Here is a 2,115-nt window from a genome sequence, read left to right as displayed (position 1 = left end):
GCCAGGGCCGCCACCGTCCCGGCCGGCCCGAAGCAGGCGGCGGCCCTGGCGATCGCGCCGGGGGCGCCGATCCTGGAACTGCTGACGATCCACCGGGCGGACGATGCCCCGATCTCAACCGCCCAGACCTGGCTGCCCCTGCCGCGCTTCTCCGATTTCGCCGCAGCCTATGCCGAGCGCGGCTCGATCACCCGGGCGTTCGCGGCCTGCGGGGTCCACGACTACACCCGGCTCTCGACGCGGATCCGCGCCCGCCCGGCCGACGCCCAGGAGGCCGAGCGCCTCGATATCGCCCCCGGGCGGGTCGTCATGGTGGTGTCGAGCGTCAACATCGACACCGCTGGCGCGCCGATCCAGGCGAACCGCACCCTGTTCGCCGCCGACCGGGTCGAGCTGGTGATCGGCGGCTAGAGCGCACGCCGCCGGGTTGGAGCCGGTCAGCGGGCCGCCGGCCCGATGATCGCCCGGCGCAGGCGGGTCGAGACCCAGTCGATCGCCGCCACGGTGGCGAGGATCATCAGCACGAGGAAGGCGACCTGCTTCAGCTCCAGTACGCGGATCAGCTCGGTGAGGTACTGGCCGATGCCGCCCGCCCCGACGATGCCGATGATCGTCGCCGAGCGGGTGTTCGATTCGAAGAAGTACAGCACCTGGCTCGCCAGGACCGGCAGCACCCCCGGGATCAACCCGAAGCGGATGCGGTGGAGGGTCGAGCCCCCCGAGGCGACGACACCCTCGCCGGGCCGCCGGTCGCAGGTCTCGATCGCCTCGGAGAACAGCTTGCCGAACGCCCCGAAATCCGAGCACGCGATGGCGAGCATGCCCGCGAAGGGGCCGAGGCCGACGACGTTGATCCAGATCAGCGCCCAGATCAGCACGTCGACCGAGCGCATCACGTCGAGGCCCCGGCGCACGGCGAAATGCGCGAACGGGTTGGGCACGACGTTGCGGGCGGCCAGCAATGCCACCGGGAAGGCCAGGATCGCCGCCGTCAGGGTGCCCAGGAAGGCGATGCCCAGGGTCTCGCCCAGCGCGTGCACGAAGGTGCCGAAATGCCCCTCCGGCGAGGGGGGCAGCATCAGCACCGCGAAGGTGCCGAGACGGCCGAGCCCATACAGGATCCGGGCGGGCGACATCTCGAACTGCCAGGCGCCGAAGCCGGCAAGCCCGGCCAGGCCCGCGAGGACCGCCAGCCGGCGCAGGCGCGCGGCCCGATCGGTCCGGAACTGGGCGGGATAGCGGGCGCGCAGGCGCGCGAGATCGGCCCGGGCCGCCGCCCGCAGGGTTTCGGTTCCGGCGCGGCTCATCGGGCCTCCTCCGGGCCGGTCAGCCGGTGCCGGACCCGCTCGGTGGCGAGGTCGATGCCGACGACGGTCAGGATGATCAGCCCCAGGATCGCGCTGACATCCGCGTAGTAGAAGTTGCGGATCGCGGCCAGGAACTCCTGCCCGATGCCGCCGGCGCCGACGAAGCCCAGCACCGCCGCCCCGCGCACGTTGATCTCGAAGCGCAGCAGCGCGTAGGAGACGAAGTTCGACAGCACCTGCGGCAGCACCGCGAAGCGCACGGTCTCGAGCCAGCTGGCGCCCGAGGCCGACAGGCCCTCGACCGGCCGCATGTCGATATTCTCGACCACCTCTGAGAACAGCTTGCCCAGCGCCCCCGTGGTGTGGATCGCCAGGGCCAGCACGCCGACCATCGGGCCGAGGCCGAAGGCGATCACGAACAAAAGCGCGAACACCACGTCGGGAATCGTGCGGCACACCTCCAGGACGCGCTTGGCGAGGAAGCGAACCGTGGCCGACCGCACCAGGTTGGCGGCCGCGACGAAGCTGAGGGCGAAGCCCGCGACCGCCCCGAGCAGGGTTCCGAGATACGCCATCAGCAGCGTCTCGCCGAGCAGGGCGAGCCAGCCGGGCAGGCCCCAGTACCAGGCGCGCACGTCCTCCAGCGGGTGATCGAGGCCGATCGGCGGCCAGATCTGCTCGATATAGGCGGTGAACTTGCCGATGTTCTCGACGAAGACCAGCGGCCGGACTTCGGCGGCGAGGCCCGCCAGGAGCGCCAGCACCGCCAGGACGGCGAAGCTCGCGAGGGTGCGGCGGCGGGCGGAGC

Annotated in this window: 3 protein-coding genes; 1 reads left to right on the top strand and 2 read right to left on the bottom strand. The window is 71.8% G+C overall.

What is annotated here, in order from left to right; translation table 11 throughout:
• On the top strand, window positions 1-411 hold a 411-nt coding region (locus tag FV228_RS27655), incomplete at its 5' end, for a UTRA domain-containing protein (protein WP_147857431.1).
• 26 nt (window positions 412-437) lie between these two features.
• Here FV228_RS27655 and phnE (FV228_RS27650) read toward each other — a convergent pair.
• Together phnE (FV228_RS27650) and phnE (FV228_RS27645) are read right to left on the bottom strand one after the other, a co-directional pair.
• Window positions 438-1,307, bottom strand: a complete 870-nt coding sequence (gene phnE / locus FV228_RS27650) for a phosphonate ABC transporter, permease protein PhnE (RefSeq protein WP_147857430.1) — start codon at window positions 1,305-1,307, stop codon at window positions 438-440.
• Window positions 1,304-2,115, bottom strand: an 812-nt coding sequence (phnE, locus tag FV228_RS27645; RefSeq protein ID WP_147857429.1) for a phosphonate ABC transporter, permease protein PhnE, incomplete at its 5' end; no start/stop codon positions are given. The genes phnE (FV228_RS27650) and phnE (FV228_RS27645), both read right to left, overlap by 4 nt.

The sequence above is a fragment of the Methylobacterium sp. WL18 genome, from assembly GCF_008040015.1.
Lineage (GTDB): Bacteria > Pseudomonadota > Alphaproteobacteria > Rhizobiales > Beijerinckiaceae > Methylobacterium > Methylobacterium mesophilicum.
This window is presented reverse-complemented; position numbering and strand designations above follow the sequence as displayed.